We start from the raw sequence: 19,948 nt of genomic DNA on the forward strand, positions 1-19,948 counted from the left end.
CGTATATCGCGTTCTTGGGAATGGATTTGAGGGTGTCTGAATCAGGGCAAATGAGCGGACGCCGCTCACTGAGTAAGCAAGGAGACTCTGAGATACGACGGTTGCTGCATAACGCGGCGTCAGCAGGTATCAAATCAAAAGCCTGGAAATACCTGTATGAAGGCTACTTGGCCAGAGGCCTGAAAACGACTCAGGCCCTGGTTATCATCGCCCGCAAGCTGGCTCGCATCGCGTTTTCTCTTATGAAAAACTTGAGTGAATACCAGTCAAAAGCGGTTTTGGAGGCTTCCCCAAAACCATAGAATCTCCCACACGCCTTTTCAGCCTGGACTTTACGGCGCCTCGTCTTTGATTTCCTGGTAGCGCTTCTCCAACTCTTGGCGAATCTGCCGACGCTGCTGGGCTTGCACGAACCGGCGCTTGTCTTCGCTGTTGTGGGGCTGCAGCGGCGGTACGGCGGCGGGTTTGCGCTGATCGTCTACGGCCACCATGGTGAAAAAGCAGCTGTTGGTGTGGCGAACCGAGCGCTCGCGGATGTTTTCGGTCACCACCTTGATGCCCACTTCCATCGAGGTGTTGCCGGTGTAGTTGACCGAGGCGAGGAAGGTCACCAACTCACCGACATGGATCGGCTCGCGAAAAATCACCTGGTCTACCGACAATGTGACTACATAACGACCGGCATAACGGCTTGCGCAGGCGTAGGCGACTTCGTCGAGGTATTTGAGCAAGGTGCCGCCGTGAACATTGCCTGAGAAGTTGGCCATGTCAGGGGTCATCAATACCGTCATCGACAGCTGGGCGTTTCCGGGTTCCATAGCACACTCACGGGTTGTAGGCATCGTTTGGGGAGGGCACCTCTGCGGGTGCTGGAATCTTTACAGCGCTATCCCTAACGGGACGCCGGTGGGCGGCTTGCCGTCACGCGTGCACCGATCTGTTTCCATATATTGCACCGGCTTTCTGCCGGAAGTCGCGGTGTTAACCTTCAAAAGCCCAACTCAGGGCGTTTCTTACGATCAAGGCAGACTTTTCCTTCCGCTTCTTGCGCCCTTTCGGCGCTGCGGCGGAAGTGGGAAAAGCGCCGGTACCCTCAAGGAGTCTGTCGCCATGCACGCCATCAGCTTTATCCAGGACTTGGCCGTGATCATGCTGGTGGCAGGGGTTGTCACCATCCTGTTTCACCGCCTCAAACAGCCGGTGGTGCTGGGGTATATCGTCGCCGGGTTCATCATCGGCCCTCACACGCCGCCGTTTGGCCTGATTCACGACGAAGACACGATCAAGACCCTCGCCGAGCTGGGGGTGATCTTCCTGATGTTCTGCCTCGGCCTGGAGTTCAGCCTGCGCAAGCTGTTCAAGGTTGGTGCCACCGCGTTCATCGCGGCGTTCCTGGAAATTATCCTGATGATCTGGATCGGCTACGAAATCGGCCGCTGGTTCGACTGGAACACCATGGACTCGCTGTTCCTCGGCGCGATTTTGGCGATCTCCTCGACCACCATCATCGTAAAAGCGCTGAACGACCTGAAGATGAAAAACCAGCGTTTCGCCCAGTTGATTTTCGGCGTGCTGATTGTTGAAGACATCCTCGGTATCGGCATCATCGCCTTGTTGTCGAGCATTGCGGTCAGCGGTACGGTCAGCTCCGGCGAGGTGTTCTCCACCGTCGGCAAACTTTCACTGTTCATGATCGTCGCGCTGGTCATCGGTATTTTGCTGGTGCCGCGCCTGCTGGCGTACGTGGCCAAGTTCGAAAGCAACGAGATGCTGCTGATCACCGTATTGGGCCTGTGTTTCGGCTTTTGCCTGTTGGTGGTGAAGCTGGAATACAGCATGGTGCTGGGGGCGTTCCTGATCGGCGCGATCATGGCCGAATCTCGCCAGCTGGTGAAGATCGAGCGTCTGATCGAGCCCGTTCGCGACATGTTCAGTGCGATATTTTTTGTCGCTATCGGCCTGATGATAGACCCGCAAATCCTGCTGCAATACGCCTGGCCGATCGCGGTGATCACCGTCGCCGTGGTGCTGGGCAAGATGCTGTCCTGCGGCCTTGGCGCGTTTATCGCCGGCAATGATGGCCGTACCTCGCTGCGTGTGGGCATGGGGCTGTCACAGATTGGCGAGTTTTCCTTCATCATCGCCGCGTTGGGCGTGACCCTGCAGGTGACCAGCGACTTCTTGTACCCGGTGGCAGTGGCGGTCTCGGTGATCACCACATTGCTCACGCCCTACCTGATCCGCGCGGCTGACCCGCTGTCGTTAAAGATTGCGGCAGTGATGCCCAAGCGCATGAGTCGCGTGTTTGGCATGTACGGCGAATGGCTACGCAACATTCAGCCGCAAGGCGAGGGCGTGATGCTGGCGTCGCTGATTCGCAAGATCATCCTGCAAGTCGGGGTAAATCTGGCGTTGGTGGTGGCGATTTTCTTCACCGGCAGCTTTTTCGCGGCGCGCATCGGCGGGTATTTGCAGGGTTGGATCAGTGATCCAAGCTGGCAAAAAGCGTTGATCTGGGGCGCGGCGTTGCTGTTGTCGTTGCCGTTTCTGATTGCGGCGTACCGCAAGCTCAAGGCGCTGTCGATGTTGCTGGCGGAGATGAGCGTGAAGCCGGAGATGGCCGGGCGGCATACCCAGCGGGTGCGACGGGTCATCGCGGAACTGATCCCCATCCTTTCGCTGTTGGTGATTTTCCTGCTATTGGCAGCCTTGTCCGCGAGTATTTTGCCGACCAACAAGTTGCTGGTGCTGATCGCGGTGGTCACGGCGGCGGTGGCGGCTGTGCTCTGGCGGTGGTTCATCCGCGTGCACACGCGGATGCAGGTCGCCTTGCTGGAGACGCTGGATAACCACAAAGACACGCCGGAGCATTAAGGCCGCTGGGCTTGTTGTCAGCACAAGCCCAGTCACCCAAACAGATGTGCCTGGGCTATCAGCTTTCCAGCCAGACGTCCCGCGCCCAGTGCCATACCGATTCCCAGGTTTCTTCGGTGACAAGTTCTTCTTCGCCGGACCACAACACCACAGTGCCGTCCTCCTCGACGCAGTAGTAGTCATCGCCGTCTTGGCAGATCGGGATCATGCTGCGGTCAACACCGGCATCCCAGGCGTTGGCGGCAACGTCCGGCAGGTAGGTGTGGGACTGCGGGTCGGTGACGGTCACCGGCTCCAGGCTGCCGTACACCACGTCGCTGACGGTGAGCAGGAATTCGCGGAAGACAAAGGGGATGTCGATGAACAGTTGTTCTTCGATTTCCACCAGTTGGTCTTCGTCAGGCAGTTCCAGAGGAACCGGGACCGGTTCGTTGGCTTCACGCAATTGTTCGATAATTTCTTCCACGGCCGGGATCCTCTTGCTAAATGGCGCGGTGATAGGGGCGCTTTATACAGTAGCTTGCTATAAGTGCAACCGTGAAATAGAAAACCCCGGGCTATGCCCAGGGTTTTATTAGCAGGTGCTCAAACGCGCAGCTATCAGCCGTTTTGGCGGATACCGGCAACCAGCCACGGCTGGTTGTCGCCTTGGGCGCGTTCCATGTTCCAGCTTTCGCTGAACACTTCGCCCTGGTCGAAGCGCGAAGTCTTCGACACACCGCTGAACGTCAGGGTGGCGATGGTCTTGTCGGCGCGATCGTCCACACCTTCCAACTGCACGCGCAGGTCGTCGATGTAGGTCGACTGGAAACCGTCGCCCAGGTCGGCACGTTCGCGTTTGAGGAACTCCAGCAGTTGTGGGGTCACGAACTCGGAGATCTTGTCCATCTCGTTGGCGTCCCAGTGTTGCTGCAGGGCCTGGAAGTGGCTGCGGGCCGCTTCAATGAAACGCTCTTCGTTGAACCAGGCCGGTGCGTTGATGACCGGGCGCGCGGCAGGTGCTGCCGAACCACCGAAGATCGAACCTGTGGCTGGCTTTTGCTCGAACACTTCACGCTGCATCGGCGCGCCGGCTGGAGCCATGTGCTCCTGCTGCTTGCGTCGACGGGCGGCGATAAAGCGGAAGATCACAAAGCCGATGACGGCCAGAATCAGGATGTCGAAGATCTGCATGCCTTGGAAGCCGCCGCCCATAAACATGGAAGCGAGCAGGCCACCGGCGGCGATACCGGCCAACGGGCCTAACCAGCGTGAAGCACCGCCAGCCTTGGCTGCGGCGCCAGCAGCACCGGCTGCGCCTGCAGTCGCCGCTGCACCGCCCGCGCCACCGGCGGATGGCGCCATTTGGCTGGTCTGATGGGTCGGTGCCGAGCCCATGCTTTTACCGCCGCCGAAGCGTTTGGCGTTGGCGTCGATGCTCATCGTCAGGCCGATGCACAACGCCATGGCGATGCTAAGAAAACGTTTCATAAAGGGAATTCCCATTTGTGGATTGCACGCGCGCCATGTTGCACAGGTGCAGAGACACTGGCTAGCGGCAGAGTGTTTCGGATTTTTGCGTAGGACCTATTCCGAATGATCCGTAGGACTAATTACAGATATTGGCCCGTACTGCTGAAATACAAGGCCGCGGCCGCGGATCATTCCCACGCGCCGCGCAGGAACGATCCGTTGGAAGGGGTCAGACTGCTTCGAGTTTCGCGTAGCCCATCATCAGCCACTTGCTGCCTTCGGCGAAATTCACCTGCACCCGCGCTTGGGCACCGGCGCCTTCGAAGTTGAGGATCACGCCCTCGCCGAAGATCGAATGTTTGACCAGTTGGCCAAGGCTGAACGGTGTTTCCGGAATTTCGGAACCGGCAAACATGCTGCTGGAGTTTTGCTGCTGGCCGCCGCCGAACGGGCGGCTCACGCTATTCGACAGGCGCACTTCCTGAATCAGCCCCTTCGGCACTTCACGTACGAAGCGCGACACCTTGTTGTAGGTCTCAGTGCCGTACAGGCGTCGGGTTTCGGCGTAGGTCATCACCAGGTTCTGCATGGCCCGGGTGATGCCCACGTAGGCCAGGCGACGTTCTTCTTCAAGGCGGCCGGGTTCTTCCAGGCTCATCTTGTGCGGGAACAGGCCTTCTTCCATGCCCACCAGGAACACGTACGGAAACTCCAGGCCCTTGGCACTGTGCAAGGTCATCAGCTGGATGCTGTCTTCATGCTCATCGGCTTGCGTATCACCGGCTTCCAGCGATGCATGGCCAAGGAAGGCGGCGAGCGGGGTCAGCTCTTCATCGTCCTCGGTGTTTTCGAACGCGCGGGCGGCGCTGACCAGTTCCTCAAGGTTTTCTACCCGTGCCTGGCCTTTCTCGCCCTTTTCCGCTTCGTGATAGGCAATCAGCCCCGACTGCTCGATCACGGTTTGGGTCATCAGGTGCAGGGGCATTTCCATGCACTTGGCCGCCAAATTCTCGATCAGCTCGACAAACACACCCAGCGCACCGGCGGCGCGACCGGTCAGGCCTTTATTGGCGATCAGCAAGCGCATCGCTTCCCACATCGACACATCGGCGTGGCGGGCGTGGTCGCGAATAGCCTCAACGGTTTTTTCGCCGATGCCACGCGTCGGTATATTGATCACCCGTTCCAGCGCCGCATCGTTGCCACGGCCTTCCAGCAAGCGCAGGTAAGCCATGGCGTTTTTGATTTCGGCACGCTCGAAGAAGCGCTGGCCGCCATAGATGCGGTACGGGATGCGTTCACGCAGCAAGGCTTCTTCCAGCACCCGCGATTGGGCGTTGGAACGGTACAAAATCGCGATATCGCTACGCGCGAGGCCGGTTTTCAGCGCGCTCTCGATGGTTTCCACCACGTAGCGCGCTTCATCGTGTTCGTTGAAAGCGGCGTACAGGTTGATCGCTTCGCCTTCGCCGCCGTCGGTCCACAGCTCTTTGCCGAGGCGCCCGGTGTTGTTGGCGATCAAGGCGTTGGCGGCCTTGAGGATACCGGCGGTGGAGCGATAGTTTTGCTCCAGGCGGATGGTCACCGCGTCCGGGAAGTCTTCGGAATACTGGTAGATGTTCTCGATTTTTGCGCCACGCCAGCCGTAGATCGACTGGTCGTCATCGCCCACCACCATCAGGCTGTCGCCACCTTTGGCGAGCAAGCGCAGCCATGCGTACTGCACGGCGTTGGTGTCCTGGAACTCGTCCACCAGCACATGCCGGAAGCGCTTTTGGTAATGGGCCAACAAGCCAGGGTTGTCGCGCCACAGGTCGAGGGCGCGCAGCAGCAGCTCGGAGAAGTCGATAACGCCAGCGCGCGCGCAGGCAGCTTCGTACGCTTCATAAATACTGCGCATGGTGGCCAGGAACAAATCGCCGCTGGCCTGAATATGCTGCGGGCGCAGGCCTTCGTCTTTCTGACCGTTGATAAACCACTGCGCCTGGCGGACGGGCCAGCGCTGTTCGTCGAGGCCCAGTTCGCGCATCACGCGCTTGACCAAACGTTGCTGGTCGTCGCTGTCGAGAATCTGGAAGGTCTGGCTCAAGCCCGCTTCCTGCCAATGTGCCCGCAACAGGCGGTGCGCCAGGCCGTGGAAAGTGCCGACCCACATGCCGGCCGGGCTGATGCCCATCAACTGCTCGATGCGGTGGCGCATCTCGGCAGCAGCCTTGTTGGTGAAGGTCACCGACAGGATGGAATGTGGGGACGCGTTTTCGACCTGGATCAACCAGGCGATACGGTGCACCAACACTCGGGTTTTACCGGAGCCAGCACCGGCCAGGACCAACTGACGGCCAACGGGGGCCGCGACGGCCTGGCGTTGGGCATCGTTGAGAGAGTTCAGCAAAAGGGAGAGGTCATCGCGCATCAGCGCATTCTATGGCCCTCGGCGGAGTGGGGCAAATCCCAATGCTGGGTGGTCGATGCAAAACAGCAGCAGCGCACCGGGCCGGTGAAACATTATAGTGCGGGTGATGACCGGTCGGTCATGCCCCGCAGGCCGCGCAGGGGCTTGCTCAAGGCCTCTGGCCCGGAGGTTTGCGGTGGTTTGTCAGGCAGTTTTTATGACGTGGAGCAGTTTGGCCCAAGCGCTTGCTTGTGTATGCTCCGTCGACGTTTCGGGCTCACCATTATAAGAACACTGCCTATGACCCTCAGTCCTGACCTGTTCGGCCCCACGCTGGCACCGGCGCAGGTTATCCGTAAACACTTCGCAACCGAAATGGCGGTCGAACGCACGCGCCTGCTGTATCAGGGTTCATTGCTGCCGACCTTACTAATGTTGGTGAACGGCCTGGTATGCGCCTGGATGCTCTGGAGCCCCCGACAGATCCTGTTGGACAGCATCTGGTTGGTCTGGCTGCTCGCTTTGGTCGCCATGCGCGTGATTCAGGTGGCGGCGTTTGATTCGGCGATGCCCAGCCGACAAGCTCAACCTATCTGGCGGCGGATGTTCATGCTCGGCTCGGCGGTCAGCGGCTTGACCCTGGCCACGGCGGCCATTGCGCTTGTACCGGTGGACAGTTTTACACAACAGGCTTGGGTGTTCGGGCTGATCGGCGCGGCAACGCTCTCGGCCAGCGTGGCCTACGCCGTGAGCCTGCCCGCATTCCTGTCATTTGCCCTGCCGTGCCTGGTGCCGGCCATCGTTTACCTGTTTTGGAATGGCGCCCCGCAGCAGCAAGGCTGGGGCGTGCTCGGCTTGATTTTGCTGGGGTCCCTGAGCTTGGTGGCGTGGCAGGTCAACCGGCTGATCCAGCGCGGCTTGTTGCGACGTTTTCAGAACCAGGCATTGATCGAGCATTTACAGCAGGCGCACCAGCGCAGCGAGCAGTTGAATCAGGAGCTGGTGCGTGAGGTCGAGCAGCGTCGCCAAGTCGAACAGGAACTGCGCGAGGCGCAAATCGGCCTGCAAGACCGCGTGGCGCAACGCAGCCAAGAGCTGAACGCCGCCAGCCTCGCCTTGAGCGAAAGCGAGGCGCGCCTGGCCATGGCCTTGCAGGCCAGCGAGTTGGGGCTGTGGGACTGGAACCTGCAAACCGACGCGGTGCACCACACCCAAATTAAAGAACTGTTCGGCCTGGAACCCGAATACGTCACGGGGATGCTCAGCGACCTTAAGCCGCGCTTGCACCCCGACGACGTGCCGCTGCTCAAGCGCGCGCTGGTGGCGCATTTAAAAGGCCACAGCGAGGACTATCTGGTGGAGTACCGCGTGCGCCACGGCGACGGCCATTGGGTATGGGTCGAAGACCGTGGCCGCGCTGTGGAACGTGAACCCGGCGGCCGCGTGACGCGCATGCTCGGTACGCGCCGTGACATCAGCGCCGGCAAGGCCCTGGAGGAACAGCAGCGCCTGGCCTCGACGGTGTTCGAGGCCGCCAGCGAAGGCATCGTGATTCTCGACCCGAACTACGCGCTGATCGCCGTCAACCAAGCCTTCAGCCGCGTTACCGGTTTTAACATCGACGACATGCTTGGGCGCAATGTCGTGGAATTGCCCAGCAGCCGTGATGCTCGCCGCCATTTCCCGGTGATTCGCCAAGCGTTGCTTAGCCATGGCACCTGGCAGGGCGAGCTGGTAGAAACGCGCAAAAACGGCGAGTTGTACCCGCAATGGCTGCAGCTGAATGTAGTGCGCGATGTGCGCGGAAATGTCAGCCATATCGTGGGCTTCTTCGCCGATCTGTCGGCGCGGCGCGAATCTGAAGAACGCATGCGCTACCTCACCCACTATGACGAACTGACCGGCCTGGCCAACCGCTCGTTGTTTCGCGAACGCCTGCGCGAAGCCCATCAACGCGTGCGCCAGGGCGGGCGCAGCCTGGCGCTGCTGCATATCAACCTCGACCGCTTCAAGCTGCTTAACGACAGCTTGGGCCATGAAGTCGCCGACCAACTGTTGCAGAAAATGGCGCGCCGTTTGATCAACGCCTTGCCCGAGGCCGACACCATTGCGCGGCTGTCCGGCGACGAGTTTGCCGTGCTGTTCGACGCCTACGGCAACTTGTCGAGCCTGGCGCGCGTGGCCACACGGCTGCTGGCCAAGCTGCGGGTGCCGGTGACCGTGGAAGGGCATGAATTAGTGGTCAGCGCCTCCATGGGCGTCAGCCTGTTGCCGGATAACGCGCGGGAAATTTCTGCGCTGGTCAGCCAGTCGAACATGGCCATGCAACACGCCAAGCACCTGGGCGGGAATAACTTCCAGTTCTACACCGACAGCCTGCAAGCCAGCACGCTGGAGCGTTTGCAGCTGGAAAACCACCTGCGCAAGGCCATCGAAGAGCGCCAGCTAACAGTGTTCTACCAGCCGAAACTGTGCCTGGCCACCGGCAAGCTGAACGCCGCCGAGGCATTGGTCCGCTGGGAGCATCCACAGTGGGGCGTGGTGCCACCGGGGGACTTTATCGGCCTGGCCGAAGAAACCGGCCTGATCGTCCCGCTGGGCGAACTTGTGCTGCGCCAGGCCTGCTGGCAGGCGTGCGAGTGGCAGCGCCAGGGGCTGGCGCCGATTCGGGTGTCGGTGAACCTGTCGGTGCATCAGTTGCGCCAGGGCAAGCTGGTCAGCCTGGTGCGCCAAGTGCTCGAAGAAACCGGCCTGGCCCCGCAATACCTGGAGCTTGAGCTGACGGAAAGCCAACTGCTCGACAGCGTTGAGCACATCATCGCGACCTTCCAGCAATTGCGCGATTTGGGCGTGAAACTGGCGATTGACGATTTTGGTACCGGCTATTCGTCGCTCAGCTACCTCAAGCGCATCCCGGTGGACTACGTGAAGATCGACCAGACGTTTATTCGCGGCCTGGGCCAGGGTCGCGAGGACGCGGCCATCACCCGCGCGATCATCGCCATGGCCCATGGGCTGGCGCTCAAAGTGGTGGCTGAGGGCGTGGAAGATCAGCAGCAGTTGGATTTTCTGCGGGGCGAGCACTGCGACGAAGTGCAGGGCTACCTGATCAGTCGGCCGGTGGAGGCCGATGCGCTGGCAGAGTTGTTACGCAAAAATGCAGATTTTCCTTAGATACGCCGGGGCAGCGCAGGTGGCTACAAAGCCTTCGCCCTTTGAATCAGAGGGCAGCAGGGCGATTTAGTGATGCATCGGGCGGGCAAAAGGCTAATTCTTGTAGTATAACTACAAGCTTGCTACATCCCTGGCGCCTGCCAATAACAAGAGTCCTGCCCTTTGAACCTGTTGCAACATATCGCCCAGTCACGCCACCTGTTACGTAAATCGGAACTCAAGGTTGCCGACCACGTGCTGCTTGACCCTGCGGCCGTGATGCACAGTTCCATGGCTGACCTGGCCCACAGCGTGGGCATCAGTGAGCCGACCATCGTGCGCTTCTGCCGCGCCATCGGTTGCTCCGGGTTCCAGGATTTGAAACTCAAGCTGGCGCAAAGCCTGGCCGCGGGGGCGAGCTTCGGGCAGTTTGCGATCCATGAAGACGACTCCGTCGCTGATTACAGCCTGAAAATCTTCGACACCACTTTGCACACCCTCATGGAAGTGCGCGAGAAACTCGACCCGGTCGAGCTGCAAAAGGCCGTGACGGCCATGTCCCAAGCCCAACGCGTCGAGTTTTATGGCTTCGGTGCTTCCGGTGCCGTCGCCGCCGATGCCCAACACAAATTCTTCCGGCTGCTGCTCACGGCAGCGGCCTACAGTGACCCGCACATGCAGGCGATGTCGGCCGTTACCTTGAAGCCGACCGACGTGGCCATCTGTATTTCCCAGTCGGGCCGCTCCAAAGACCTGCTGATCACCGCCAACCTGGTGCGTGAAAGTGGCGCGACGTTGATTACCCTGTGCCCGAGCCAGACGCCGTTGGCGGAATTGTCCACGGTCAACCTGGCGATTGATGTGCACGAAGACACCGAAATCTACACGCCGCTGACCTCACGTATCGCCCATCTGGTGGTGATCGACGTGCTGGCGATGGGCGTGGCGATGGCGCGTGGGCCGAGCCTGGTCAACCACCTCAAGAGTGTGAAACGCAGCTTGCGCAGCCTGCGCTTGTCGCCCAAGTCGGTCAAAGCCCTCGACGACTGATTCAGGATCAATGGTGGGAGGGGGCTTGCTCCCGACAGCAGTGTGCCCGTCACTAAATGATTTGACTGAAGCACCGCCCTCGGGAGCAAGCCGCCTCCCACAGTTGGATTTTCTGCCTATCCAGAAGATTCATCGTCCTGTAACCCGCGCGCCGCCAAACCGTCATCCAGCGCGCCCATTCTGTACTCCCCGTACTCGCATTGGGAGACTCAAAATGGCCCGTCAATACGAAGACAGCAGCACCGTCAAAACCCGTCGTCAGCAGGAAGACCAGCGCCGCATGGCGTTCCGTCGTGCAATCGAAGACCGCTGCGACCAGCGCCAATTGCTCCAGAGCATCACCGACTACCCGGAACTCCACTGGCAGGCACCCGTGGCTGCCCAGCGAAGCGCTCAGCCAGCGCGCTGATCTGCACCCGCTCGCTGCGGATAAAGCCCAGGAAGGCATGGGCCACCGGTGACAGGCGTTTGGCCTTGGCCTGCACCAGGCACCAGCTGCGGTATAGCGGCAGTTCTTCCACCGGCAACTCCTTGAGCCCGCCGGTGGCCAGCTCCAGGTTGACGGCGTGGCGCGTCAGCAAGGCCACGCCCAACCCCGCATTCACACATTCACGCTGTGCCTCGGCCGAGGCCACTTCAACCGTCTGGGTGAAGTGCACGCGTTTCTCCTTGAAGTACTCCTCACAGGCCAGCCGCGTGCCGGACCCCGGTTCGCGTATCAGCAGCGTGTAAGGTTCCAGGTCCTGCAAACGCAGCGGCCCTTGCAGGCTCAGCGGATGGTCGAGTGGCGCCACGGCGACAATCGGGTTGTTAAGAAACGGCAGGAATTCCAGCCCCATGTCCTGAGGCACCATGGACATGATCACCAAGTCATCGCGGTTGTCCGAAAGCCTGCGAATCACTTGCGCGCGATTAACCACCGTGAGGTGCAATTGCACCTCGGGGTGCTGGCGCTTGAACGCGGCGAACAGGTGCGGCACGAAGTACTTGGCGCTGGATTCCACCGCCAGTTTCAACTGGCCCTGCAACGAGCCTTGCATGTCCGACAGCTGCATATCGAGGTTTTCCAGGCGCCCGAAAATATCGCGGCTGGCGCGTTGCAGCGCTTCGGCGGCCTCGGTCATGTAGAGCTTTTTGCCGACGTAATCGAACAGCGGCTGGCCGATCAGCTCTTCCAACTGACGAATTTGTAGGCTAACGGCGGGTTGGGTGAGGGACATTTCCTCGGCTGCGCGGCTGTACGAGCGTAAATCACACACTTCATGGAATATCTGCAATTGACGTAATGTCAGTCGCATCAATGATTTACGCATATTTTTTAGCTCTCGCCCCAGGCTGTCCGGCCAACTATAAGTCTTTACTTATGCATGACCCAATTATTATTGATTTTTGTTAATTCTCAAGTGCGCATAATGTGTGTCTTGCGACTGTCATGAAACATTTGGTCACGCGCCGACCCGGTTGCAACGGGTCGAAGAACGCAGCAATCGGCTCAAGGGAAATTCCAAGTGATAAAAAAGATCCTGATCGCCAACCGGGGTGAAATTGCCGTACGAATCGTGCGTGCCTGCGCCGAGATGGGCATTCGCTCGGTCGCGGTTTACTCGGACGCCGACCGCCACGCGTTGCACGTTAAACGTGCCGATGAAGCCCACAGCATTGGCGCCGAGCCCCTGGCCGGTTACCTGAACCCACGCAAGCTGGTGAACCTGGCGGTAGAGACGGGTTGTGATGCGCTGCACCCGGGCTACGGTTTTCTCTCGGAAAACGCCGAACTGGCGGATATTTGCGCCGAACGCGGGATCAAGTTCATCGGCCCGTCAGCCGAAGTGATTCGCCGCATGGGCGATAAAACCGAAGCGCGCCGCAGCATGATCAAGGCCGGCGTGCCGGTAACGCCGGGCACCGAAGGCAACGTCGCCGACATCGCCGAAGCCCTCACCGAAGGCGAGCGAATTGGTTACCCGGTGATGCTCAAGGCCACTTCCGGTGGTGGCGGCCGCGGTATCCGCCGTTGCAACAGCCGTGAAGAGCTTGAACAAGCCTTCCCGCGGGTTATCTCCGAAGCCACCAAAGCGTTTGGTTCGGCGGAAGTGTTCCTCGAAAAATGCATCGTTAACCCCAAGCACATTGAGGCGCAGATACTCGGTGACAGCTTTGGCAACGTGGTGCACTTGTTCGAGCGCGACTGCTCGATTCAACGGCGTAACCAAAAGCTCATTGAAATCGCCCCCAGCCCGCAGCTGACCCCGGAACAGCGTGCCTATATCGGCGACCTGTCGGTGCGTGCGGCCAAGGCCGTGGGCTACGAGAATGCTGGCACCGTGGAGTTCCTGCTCGCCGAGGGCGAGGTGTACTTCATGGAGATGAACACGCGGGTGCAGGTGGAGCACACCATCACCGAAGAAATCACCGGTATCGATATTGTCCGCGAGCAGATCCGCATCGCCTCGGGCCTGCCGCTGTCGGTGAAACAGGAAGACATCCAGCACCGTGGTTTCGCGTTGCAGTTCCGTATCAACGCGGAAGACCCGAAGAACAACTTCCTGCCGAGCTTCGGCAAAATCACCCGTTACTACGCGCCCGGCGGCCCCGGCGTGCGCACCGACACGGCGATCTACACCGGCTACACCATCCCGCCGTACTACGACTCGATGTGCCTGAAACTGGTGGTGTGGGCGTTGACCTGGGAAGAAGCCATGGACCGTGGCCTGCGTGCCTTGGACGACATGCGTTTGCAAGGCGTGAAGACCACCGCCGCCTATTACCAGGAAATCCTGCGCAACCCGGAATTCCGCAGCGGCCAGTTCAATACCAGCTTTGTGGAAAGCCACCCTGAGCTGACCAACTACTCGATCAAGCGCAAACCCGAAGAGCTGGCCCTGGCCATCGCCGCCGCCATCGCCGCACACGCGGGCATATAAATATGCAGCTGCAAGTTGCAAGCGGCAAGCAACAAGTTAAAGCGGATCAGCTTTTACTTGCAGCTTGTAGCTTGAAACTTGCCGCTATGAGGAGATCCGAATATGACTAAGAAGATCTACGTAACTGACACGATCCTGCGCGACGCTCACCAATCGTTGCTGGCCACGCGCATGCGCACCGACGACATGCTGCCGATCTGCGACAAGCTCGACAAGGTTGGCTACTGGTCGCTGGAAGTCTGGGGCGGCGCGACCTTCGACGCCTGCGTGCGCTTCCTCAAGGAAGACCCGTGGGAGCGTTTGCGCCAACTGCGCGCCGCGCTGCCTAACACGCGCCTGCAAATGCTGCTGCGCGGGCAGAACCTGCTGGGCTACCGCCACTACAGCGACGACGTGGTCAAAGCCTTCGTCGCCAAGGCCGCCGTAAACGGTATCGACGTGTTCCGCATCTTCGATGCGATGAACGATGTGCGTAACCTGCGCGTGGCCATCGAAGCGGTCAAAGCGGCGGGCAAACATGCTCAGGGCACGATCGCTTATACGACCAGCCCGGTGCACACCGTCGAGGCGTTCGTGGCCCAGGCCAAGCAGTTGGAAGCCATGGGTTGCGACTCGGTCGCCATCAAGGACATGGCCGGTCTGTTGACGCCGTACGCGACCGGCGAACTGGTCAAGGCACTCAAGGCCGAGCAGAGCCTGCCGATTTTCATTCATTCGCACGACACCGCCGGCTTGGCTGCGATGTGCCAACTCAAGGCCATCGAAAACGGCGCCGACCACATCGACACGGCCATCTCCAGCTTCGCCTGGGGCACCAGCCACCCTGGCACCGAATCGATGGTTGCGGCGCTCAAAGGCAGCGAGTTCGACACCGGCCTCGACCTGCAACTGTTGCAAGAGATCGGCCTGTACTTCTACGCCGTGCGCAAGAAGTACCACCAGTTTGAAAGCGAATTCACCGCCGTCGACACCCGTGTGCAAGTTAACCAAGTGCCGGGCGGGATGATTTCCAACCTGGCCAACCAGCTTAAAGAGCAGGGCGCACTGAACCGCATGAGCGAAGTGCTGGCGGAAATTCCGCGGGTGCGTGAAGACCTCGGCTTCCCGCCGCTGGTCACGCCGACGTCGCAAATTGTCGGCACTCAGGCGTTTTTCAACGTGCTGGCCGGCGAGCGCTACAAGACCATCACCAACGAAGTGAAGCTTTACCTGCAAGGCGGCTACGGCAAGGCACCGGGCACCGTGAACGAGAAGCTGCGACGCCAGGCCATCGGCAGCGAAGAGGTGATCGACGTACGCCCAGCCGACTTGCTCAAGCCGGAAATGACCAAGCTGCGCGGCGAAATCGGCGCGTTGGCCAAGTCCGAAGAAGACGTGCTGACCTACGCGATGTTCCCGGACATCGGCCGCAAGTTCCTGGAAGAACGCGATGCAGGCACCCTGACGCCTGAAGTGCTGTTGCCGATCCCTGAGGCGGGTGGCGTGGCGAGTGCCGGTGGCGAAGGTGTGCCCACCGAATTCGTCATCGACGTGCACGGTGAAAGCTACCGCGTCGACATCACCGGTGTGGGCGTGAAGGCTGAAGGCAAGCGTCACTTTTACCTGTCCATCGATGGCATGCCGGAAGAAGTGGTGTTCGAACCGCTTAACCAGTTTGTCAGCAGCGGTGGCAGCAAACGCAAGCACGCCACCGAGCCTGGGCATGTCAGCACGGCGATGCCGGGCAATATCGTCGATGTGCTGGTCAAGCCAGGCGACGTGGTCAAGGCCGGCCAGGCGGTGCTGATCACCGAAGCGATGAAGATGGAAACCGAAGTGCAGGCAGCCATTGCCGGCAAGATTGCCGTGGTGCATGTGGCCAAGGGCGATCGGGTGAACCCTGGCGAAATCCTGATTGAAATCGAAGGCTGATTCAGCCTTCGAAACTACCGCTTAATCCTCGGGGGGGCAGGTGCCCCCCTTTTTTTGCCTGCAATTCAGGCGACAGCGGCGGCTTTTACACCTTGGGCAGTGCGAACCTTTCCCTCAGCCGTTCAGTTAAAAGCTCATCCGCCACTGCCCCATCAGGCCCTGGCTTTGGTTCTGGCTGCCGGCTTGTGCACTGTAGGTCAGGCCGACCGTGTGTTGCGCCGACACTGCGAGGTCCAGGCCGGCTTGAACGTCCAGGCTGTTGCGGTCCAGCGAGGTGCCCTGTGTGGTGAAGCCGTCGATGAGGCCCGGCGCATAGCGAAACGATTGACGCACCTGGCTGCCAACTTCGCCGTAAAGGTGTTTCCAGCTCGTGCTCACGTGAGGTGTGAGGCTCATCTGGTCGTCGAACCGATACACCGTGGCCAGCCGCAAGCCAAGGGTGCTGTTCAGGTTTTGTTGGGTTTGTGAGCCGACATTCAGCGCGGCCAGGCCGCCGGTTTCCTTGAAACTGTCGCGGTGATAGCGCTGATAGCCGAGGCCGGCGAAGGGCTCTACGTGCACATCCTCGTTGCCCAGTTGATAGCCCAGTTCAGAAAACAGGGTTTGGCTTTGGGCGGCGTAACTGCTCTTGAGCTGCTGGTTGTGGTCGAGCAGGTTGATGCTGCGTTTGTTCTGCCCGGCATGGCGGCTATAAATCGCGCCCAGGCGCACGGCCAATGGGCCGTCTTGGCGCACGGCATAGCCGCCCAAGTGCCAGCTGTCCAACGCGGCGGCGAAGCGTTGAGCATCCAGCTGGCTGCTGGATTTTGCGCCCATCACGCCCAGACGCCAGTCGTGGTCCAGCGACCAGTCGGCACCCAGCAGCAGGCCTTGGGTGCCATATTTCAGGCCGGTGCTGCCGCGTTGTTTGTCCAGGCTGCCTTTGTTGCCCAGGCCTTGCACCCAGAAGCGGCCAGCGTCGTCGGTGGGCAATGTGCGCAGGGTCGAGAGCAGTTGAGTGCCGAGTTGCTGGGTGGTGGTCTGGGTCACGGCAGCCAGGTTGGCATGTTGGCTGCCAGCTAGTTGTTCGAGGGCGGCGCCGATACCGCCGGGTTGCCCGGCCAGCGTTTCAGCGAATGTCTCCAGGGCTTCCTCTTCTTCCGAATCCAACTCGCCGGACTCAAGCAGGCGAATCACTGCCGGTTCCAGAACCTTGGCGACTTGCAAGCCGTTATGGGTAGTGGCCCGCTGAGTGAGGTAGCCCTCAATACTCGAGGCAGGCTCCGGCGCGGTGTGATTCCAATAGTCGTCGAGCAGGTTCAGTTCAAACTGAAAGGGCGAGCCTCCTTGCGCCTGTGCCAGTTGAACGTTGGCAGCGCCAACGATGAGGGTAATGGTGAGCGCGAGTTTTTTGGCCGTAAAGGGCATGTAATCCCAACCTCTGATAATTGAGGCCGGGAATTTAGCGAAGTGGCGGGGCGTTAACTGTCAGGCTAACGACCCCTGATCTGCAGGAGTTGTCTCTAGTGCCGAGCGAATTAAAACTCACCCGCGCCGTTCATAGCCTTTGCCGTAATGGCGCTCCATGCGGGCCTGGATCAGCTCCAGACCCAGCGACATTACCCAGTAAATGATCGCCGCCGTGGTCAGCATCTCGATATAGCGATAGCTCGAACGCCCATACGATTGCGCCAGGAACATCACCTCCCACACGCCCATCACCGAGATCAGCGACGAGTCTTTGAGCATCGAGATGAACTGGTTAGTGGCGGGCGGGATGATGGTGCGCATGGCTTGGGGCAGGGTGACGTGCCAGAAAATCGCGCCGTCGCGCATGCCCAGTGCCAGCGCCGCTTCGCGTTGGCCGTGAGGCACGCCGAGGATGCCGGCGCGGAAGATCTCGCTCAGGTAAGCGCCGTAGTTCAGCGACAGCGCAATGATCCCCGCGACGATGGCGCCCGGTACCAGGCCCAGTTGCGGCAGGCCGAGGTAAATCAGCAGAATCTGGATCAGCAGCGGCGTGCCACGAAAGAATGACGCGTAAAAACTGGCAATGCCAAAGGCCACGGCGCTTTTCGACACGCGCCCCAACGCGGTGATAAACCCGAGTACCGACGACACCACAATCGAGCACAGGCACACAAACACGGTGAGTGCCGCGCCTTGCAAAAAGCCATTGGGCGCCAAGTGCACACCCACAAGGTTGGGTAGCTTGTCGAGGATGATCGAAAACTTCAGGTCAAAGCTCAGGAAGAAGCTGGCGAACAGGCAGAACAACGCGGCCCAGGTGAGATAGAGCCGCGTGCGAAAGCCGAACAGTCGCTTCACACGGGAATCGCTGACGGCAGGCTTTGGAGGAGTTGGGAACGCTGTCATTGGCTGATGTCGGCGCCGATCCATTTTTGCGAGAGCAGGCTTAGGGTGCCGTCCTGTTTGAGCTGGGCAAACACTTCACGCACTTTGGCGTCCCACTGCGGGTCGCCTTTTTCGATCGCCACCGAGTTGGGTTCCGAGTACAGCGGCTCGCCGGCAAGCTTGAAGCGCTGGTCTTGATTCAGGCGCGGTTGCGCGGTCACCAGGTTGGTCAAAATCGCGTCCAGGCGCACGCCGGCGCCGAGCCCGAGGTCCTGGAAGGCGACGTTATCGGTGTCATACGGGGCGATTTGCACGTCGTCGAACGGGTACTCCAGGTGCGTGTCTTCGGCGCCTTCGATCACCAGGTTTTTGTTCAGGTAGCTTTCATAGCTGGACGCACTGGTGAGCCCGACTTTTTTGCCGCTCAGGTCCTTGGCGCTGTGGATGCGGTCATCCTTGGCGTTGACCACGATCACCGCAGGCGAGGCGTAGTACTCCACCGGGAAATCAAACACCTCGGCGCGCGCTTTGCTCGGCGTCATCGAGCAGATGCAAATGTCGTAGCGCCCGCTCCAGCGGCCGGCGGCGATCACGTCCCACGACGGTGTTTCCAGGCGCAGTTTCACCCCCAGTTTTTGTGCGACCGCCTTGGCCACGTCGACGTCAAAGCCGTCGAGCTGGTTCTGCTCGTTAAGGAACGAGAACGGCGGGTAGCTTTCCATCAGCACACCAACCAACTCTTTCTTTTGCTCAACCCGGTCGAGTGTTGCGCCGCCGAAGGCTTGGGTGGAAGCAGCCAGTAACGTCAGGCCCAAGGCCAGCAGCGGTTTAAGTTTCACAGGTGACACCTTTATAAAAAACAGTTGATATGAGCGGAATTGAACGTATTAAATAGTTATAAGAACGACTCTCATAGTGAGTTATTTTCATAAGCTTATGAGTAAACAGCATATGGCCGCAGCAACCACAGTAATTCTCGATGGCGGCATGGGCCGTGAACTGCAACGTCGTGGCGCGCCATTCCGCCAGCCGGATTGGTCAGCATTGGCCTTGAGTGAAGCGCCACAGGCGGTAGAAGCGGTGCACGCGGCGTATATTCAGAGCGGCGCCACGGTGATCACCAGCAACAGCTACGCCGTCGTGCCGTTTCATATTGGCGAAGCGCGGTTTGCTGCCGAGGGCCAGGCGCTGGCCGCACTGGCCGGTGAATTGGCGCGGCGTGCGGTGCAGGCTTCAGGCAAAGCGGTGCGCGTAGCCGGTTCGTTGCCGCCGCTGTTTGGCTCTTACCGGCCCGACTTGTTTGTGGCTGGGCGCGTGACTGAACTGCTGACGCCATTGGTACAAGGCCTGGCCCCGCATGTGGACCTGTGGCTGGCGGAAACGCAGAGTTCAATCGTCGAGGCGCGAGCCATCCATGCGGGCTTGCCACAAGACGGCAAACCGTTCTGGCTGTCATTTACCTTGAAGGATGAAGACACCGACGAGGTGCCGCGCCTGCGCTCCGGCGAGCCGGTGGCTGATGCGGCCGAAGCGGCTGCGCAGATGGGCGTGCAAGTGTTGTTGTTCAACTGCAGCCAACCCGAAGTGATTGGCAGCGCCATTGATGCGGCCCGCCAAACCTTCGAACGCCTGGGCGTTACGATTCACATCGGCGCCTACGCGAATGCGTTCCCGCCGCAACCTGAAGAGGCCACTGCCAACGACGGCCTCGACCCTTTGCGCGACGATCTCGACCCGCCAGGCTACCTGCACTGGGCCGCTGATTGGCAGGCACGCGGTGCCAGCCATCTGGGCGGTTGCTGCGGGATCGGGCCGGAGCACATTGCAGTGCTGGCGCAAAAGCTGGGGGGTTGAGCCA

16 protein-coding genes are annotated in these 19,948 nt (G+C 60.2%); 8 read left to right on the forward strand and 8 right to left on the reverse strand.

Annotated elements, in window-relative coordinates; genetic code table 11:
* Nucleotides 1–302, forward strand: a 302-nt coding sequence (locus tag ACOZK9_RS11455) for a transposase (protein ID WP_421555624.1), incomplete at its 5' end; no start/stop codon positions are given.
* 30 nt (nucleotides 303–332) lie between these two features.
* Here ACOZK9_RS11455 and ACOZK9_RS11460 read toward each other — a convergent pair.
* The gene (locus tag ACOZK9_RS11460) at nucleotides 333–818 is read right to left on the reverse strand and encodes an acyl-CoA thioesterase (RefSeq protein ID WP_122249665.1); all 486 of its coding nucleotides are present in this window, start codon (nucleotides 816–818) and stop codon (nucleotides 333–335) included.
* A 292-nt stretch (nucleotides 819–1,110) separates the two neighbouring features.
* Here ACOZK9_RS11460 and ACOZK9_RS11465 point away from each other — a divergent pair, with 292 nt between their 5' ends.
* Nucleotides 1,111–2,874: a cation:proton antiporter gene (locus ACOZK9_RS11465; protein ID WP_058415772.1), complete on the forward strand. Its 1,764-nt coding sequence runs from the start codon at nucleotides 1,111–1,113 to the stop codon at nucleotides 2,872–2,874.
* Nucleotides 2,875–2,932: 58 nt separating this feature from the next.
* Here the strand turns inward: ACOZK9_RS11465 and ACOZK9_RS11470 are convergent, their stop codons facing one another.
* From ACOZK9_RS11470 to uvrD, 3 genes are all read right to left on the reverse strand, one after another.
* Nucleotides 2,933–3,340, reverse strand: coding sequence for an SMI1/KNR4 family protein (locus ACOZK9_RS11470; RefSeq protein WP_017739032.1), 408 nt, complete (start codon nucleotides 3,338–3,340; stop codon nucleotides 2,933–2,935).
* Between the two features lie 134 nt (nucleotides 3,341–3,474).
* On the reverse strand, nucleotides 3,475–4,344 hold the full coding sequence (locus tag ACOZK9_RS11475; protein WP_058415771.1) for a Tim44 domain-containing protein: 870 nt from the start codon (nucleotides 4,342–4,344) through the stop codon (nucleotides 3,475–3,477).
* 211 nt (nucleotides 4,345–4,555) lie between these two features.
* On the reverse strand, nucleotides 4,556–6,739 hold the full coding sequence (gene uvrD / locus ACOZK9_RS11480) for a DNA helicase II (RefSeq protein WP_058415770.1): 2,184 nt from the start codon (nucleotides 6,737–6,739) through the stop codon (nucleotides 4,556–4,558).
* Between the two features lie 279 nt (nucleotides 6,740–7,018).
* Here uvrD and ACOZK9_RS11485 point away from each other — a divergent pair, with 279 nt between their 5' ends.
* The 3 genes from ACOZK9_RS11485 (at nucleotide 7,019) to ACOZK9_RS11495 (ending at nucleotide 11,330) form a co-directional block, all read left to right on the forward strand.
* Nucleotides 7,019–9,892: a GGDEF and EAL domain-containing protein gene (locus ACOZK9_RS11485; protein WP_152748659.1), complete on the forward strand. Its 2,874-nt coding sequence runs from the start codon at nucleotides 7,019–7,021 to the stop codon at nucleotides 9,890–9,892.
* A 162-nt stretch (nucleotides 9,893–10,054) separates the two neighbouring features.
* Complete coding sequence (gene hexR, locus ACOZK9_RS11490; RefSeq protein ID WP_010168370.1) at nucleotides 10,055–10,921, forward strand: transcriptional regulator HexR; 867 nt, start codon at nucleotides 10,055–10,057, stop codon at nucleotides 10,919–10,921.
* Between the two features lie 214 nt (nucleotides 10,922–11,135).
* Nucleotides 11,136–11,330 carry a PA3496 family putative envelope integrity protein gene (locus ACOZK9_RS11495; protein WP_082649111.1) on the forward strand — a complete coding sequence of 65 codons (195 nt, stop codon included), beginning with the start codon at nucleotides 11,136–11,138 and terminating at the stop codon, nucleotides 11,328–11,330.
* Here ACOZK9_RS11495 and ACOZK9_RS11500 read toward each other — a convergent pair.
* The gene (locus ACOZK9_RS11500; protein WP_058415768.1) at nucleotides 11,260–12,234 is read right to left on the reverse strand and encodes a LysR family transcriptional regulator; all 975 of its coding nucleotides are present in this window, start codon (nucleotides 12,232–12,234) and stop codon (nucleotides 11,260–11,262) included. The genes ACOZK9_RS11495 and ACOZK9_RS11500 overlap by 71 nt on opposite strands.
* A gap of 195 nt (nucleotides 12,235–12,429) precedes the next feature.
* On the opposite strand from ACOZK9_RS11500, the gene ACOZK9_RS11505 reads away from it, so the two are divergent.
* On the forward strand, nucleotides 12,430–13,845 hold the full coding sequence (locus ACOZK9_RS11505; protein ID WP_421555871.1) for an acetyl-CoA carboxylase biotin carboxylase subunit: 1,416 nt from the start codon (nucleotides 12,430–12,432) through the stop codon (nucleotides 13,843–13,845).
* Between the two features lie 102 nt (nucleotides 13,846–13,947).
* Nucleotides 13,948–15,756, forward strand: coding sequence for a sodium-extruding oxaloacetate decarboxylase subunit alpha (gene oadA, locus ACOZK9_RS11510; RefSeq protein ID WP_152748658.1), 1,809 nt, complete (start codon nucleotides 13,948–13,950; stop codon nucleotides 15,754–15,756).
* A gap of 126 nt (nucleotides 15,757–15,882) precedes the next feature.
* On the opposite strand, the gene ACOZK9_RS11515 is transcribed toward oadA, so the two are convergent.
* The 3 genes from ACOZK9_RS11515 to ACOZK9_RS11525 all read right to left on the reverse strand — a co-directional run bounded on the left by ACOZK9_RS11515 (nucleotide 15,883) and on the right by ACOZK9_RS11525 (nucleotide 18,929).
* A complete protein-coding gene (locus ACOZK9_RS11515) occupies nucleotides 15,883–17,163 on the reverse strand; it encodes an autotransporter outer membrane beta-barrel domain-containing protein (protein WP_058415765.1) in 1,281 nt (426 codons plus the stop codon).
* A 117-nt stretch (nucleotides 17,164–17,280) separates the two neighbouring features.
* Nucleotides 17,281–18,111 carry an amino acid ABC transporter permease gene (locus ACOZK9_RS11520; protein WP_152748657.1) on the reverse strand — a complete coding sequence of 277 codons (831 nt, stop codon included), beginning with the start codon at nucleotides 18,109–18,111 and terminating at the stop codon, nucleotides 17,281–17,283.
* Nucleotides 18,108–18,929 (reverse strand): transporter substrate-binding domain-containing protein, encoded by an 822-nt coding sequence (locus ACOZK9_RS11525; protein ID WP_172979595.1) that lies wholly within the window; start codon nucleotides 18,927–18,929, stop codon nucleotides 18,108–18,110. Before ACOZK9_RS11525 ends, ACOZK9_RS11520 begins: the two co-directional genes overlap by 4 nt.
* Nucleotides 18,930–19,041: 112 nt before the next feature.
* Here ACOZK9_RS11525 and ACOZK9_RS11530 point away from each other — a divergent pair, with 112 nt between their 5' ends.
* A complete protein-coding gene (locus tag ACOZK9_RS11530; RefSeq protein ID WP_421555872.1) occupies nucleotides 19,042–19,944 on the forward strand; it encodes a homocysteine S-methyltransferase family protein in 903 nt (300 codons plus the stop codon).
* The last annotated feature ends 4 nt before the right edge of the window (nucleotides 19,945–19,948 follow it).

It is taken from the genome of Pseudomonas kitaguniensis (assembly GCF_049199985.1).
Classification (GTDB): Bacteria; Pseudomonadota; Gammaproteobacteria; order Pseudomonadales; family Pseudomonadaceae; genus Aquipseudomonas; species Aquipseudomonas kitaguniensis.